Consider the following 1862-nt stretch of genomic DNA (forward strand, 5'->3'; position numbering starts at 1 on the left):
ATATATAAATAGCAATTCCTTTACTCCAGTTATTAAGCTTTCCCCTATTAAAAATAGCCTTTTCATTTTCTTGTTAACCTGAGTAATTTATACACCTCTTTTAATCTATTACACTCCTCCATTTAAATATAAAGGTGACTTCTCGTTCAAATAATAAAGCGAAACTTTAATCCGCCCGATTCCCACCTAACTTCTTTGCTTTCATTGAATTTTTGGGCGGGAGTCTTACTGCCCAAAAATAACGGGATATATTATGCAATATTGCATTTGATAATCTTTTTCATTGTAACTATAATGATTACAGGATTACTATTAATCTAATATTCTACATGGAGGTTTTATTATGTTTAAAAAAATTATTGTATCTTCTATGGCGCTTACTATGTTCGGTGGAGCTGCAACTATGCTAGAGGCACCTACTGCTCAAGCAGCTTCTTATAACTCAACGTCATCCTCTTACTTTGATGTCACTCCTGAAGAGGCCGTGGCTTTCTATCAATCTCAAGACTATAAAAAATTAAAAGTATTTTTGGATGACTTTGAAGCTAGAAACCCTTATACTCCAGGTGGAGGCTACGCTCAAGGGAGTGTACGTATGCAAAAATTCAACGATGCTCTTAGAGATGCCAAATTAACAAATGTCTACCAAGAATTTATTAGAATCTCATACTACAATCATTATCCAGAACCAAAATAATAACAACGGATTAAATGTTTATTATTTCTATAACTTAGCCTAATTTTAAATGTATAACCTAAAAATAATTACTAAAAACCACTCATATAAGGGTGGTTTTTCTATTTCCCCATATAATTTAGCGGAATGTTACATCATCTTTATTTTAATATCTTTTATAGTAGACATTCTCTCGTTGACACAATCTAGTAGGTTAGCAATGGGGATATCAAAATATATTTATAATTATTTTCTGTTTAATAGCAAAAAACGAACACCCTCTCACAACTAGATAAGGTGCTCGTTTTCATTTTTATCGGTAATTCTCAATTCATTTTAGCTTCTTTCCAATAAGCAAAGATTAAATTAACTTAAAAACAAAGCGTTTTAAATTTAATTCATAGATCTTACTGAAACTTGGAATTGCCCCTTAGAACCATCATCATTTGAAACGTAAATTTTATATGTTCCATTCGGTAATGGAGATAAAGCATTCCGTACATTTGTAACATTAATTTGTTGTTCTCCAGGTTTTATATAACCACCAACAATTAGCTCTGTATTTGGACCTTTTACACTATATCCCATTGTATTTTGACCATTATTTTTCATAGAGAAGCTTAAGTCAGTACTCCCATCATATACGAAAGAAGTTACAGCCTCGCCACTATAATTCATTGTTTGGGTTAATAATAAGTCTGCAGAAACATGTTCAACTACATGAATTGGATCATTCGTTTTGTGTACTTCTTCAGCATAAGTATTATTCCCTAACACACCAAGTGTTAATGCTGAAACTACTCCACAACTAAGCACTAGTTTATTTAACTTCATTTTAAGTTCCCCCTTGATGTTTGTATTCTATTACCATCATACATCCTTTTTTAAGTGCGTTTTTATGTAATAATTCATATCTATAAACCTATATATTTTAACTTTTCGCCTTAATAGTTATTGAGAAAGCCACATAGATAAAGCTACAATATTACACTTCATAAAAAACATGTAAATTTTAAAGTCTTTTTCTAACAAAGTTTTATACGAGTAAGTACCAAAATACTCAAATAAATAGCATTTCTATTTCAGATAAAATGTACTAATAAAATTTTTCTAAAATTTCACTTTGTAATTTGATATATTCCATGTTAATATAACGAAGGCTACAAAACAGGAGTCACCACGCATA

General features: G+C 30.7%; 2 protein-coding genes. One reads left to right on the forward strand and one right to left on the reverse strand.

All coding sequences use genetic code 11. The features are described 5' to 3' along the window. The first annotated feature begins 343 nt into the window (after positions 1-343). Entirely contained in the window at positions 344-697 is a 354-nt protein-coding gene (locus ABWK52_RS21095; protein WP_000473483.1) for a hypothetical protein, read from the forward strand. 372 nt (positions 698-1069) lie between these two features. Here ABWK52_RS21095 and ABWK52_RS21100 read toward each other — a convergent pair whose 3' ends face one another. After that, positions 1070-1510 carry a hypothetical protein gene (locus ABWK52_RS21100; protein WP_000773525.1) on the reverse strand — a complete coding sequence of 147 codons (441 nt, stop codon included), beginning with the start codon at positions 1508-1510 and terminating at the stop codon, positions 1070-1072. Between the last annotated feature and the right edge of the window lie 352 nt (positions 1511-1862).

Origin of the sequence: Bacillus sp. AP50, assembly GCF_040492675.1 — a bacterium.
Taxonomy (GTDB): domain Bacteria; phylum Bacillota; class Bacilli; order Bacillales; family Bacillaceae_G; genus Bacillus_A; species Bacillus_A cereus.

What these genes read in the sequence shown, in the direction of transcription:
- ABWK52_RS21095 (WP_000473483.1), top strand. Translation starts at nt 344, where the DNA reads ATGTTTAAAAAAATTATTGTATCTTCTATGGCGCTTACTATGTTCGGT.
- ABWK52_RS21100 (WP_000773525.1), bottom strand. Translation starts at nt 1,510, where the DNA reads ATGAAGTTAAATAAACTAGTGCTTAGTTGTGGAGTAGTTTCAGCATTA.